Below are 268 nucleotides of genomic sequence, written 5' to 3'. Positions count from 1 at the left end.
CGTGGGCGACCGCAGCGCATTGGAGGCCGCGGTCGCCGAGGCCAGGAGGATCCAGCCGGGCGGGTACACGACGGACTCGTGGACCCGGTTCGCCAAGGCTTTGGACAACGCCGAGGCGGTCCTGGCGGAGGGCGACGCGAACCAGTCGGAGTTGGATGCGGCCCAGGCGCGCCTGACCGCGGCGATCGCCGGGTTGAAGGTCCGCCCCAGCGAGCCGTCCGGCCCCTCGTATCCCTCGGGTCCGTCGGTTTCGTACGTGACGGTCACA

At 71.6% G+C, this 268-nt stretch carries 1 protein-coding gene; it reads left to right on the top strand.

Translation table 11 applies throughout. The features are described from left to right. Positions 1 to 268, top strand: a 268-nt coding sequence (locus EMO90_RS12040; RefSeq protein ID WP_190973683.1) for an FIVAR domain-containing protein, incomplete at both ends; no start/stop codon positions are given.

The organism is Bifidobacterium vespertilionis (genome assembly GCF_008698145.1).
Taxonomy (GTDB): domain Bacteria; phylum Actinomycetota; class Actinomycetes; order Actinomycetales; family Bifidobacteriaceae; genus Bifidobacterium; species Bifidobacterium vespertilionis.
The sequence above is the reverse complement of the archived record's forward strand: the minus strand, read 5'-3'. Positions and strand labels throughout refer to the sequence as shown.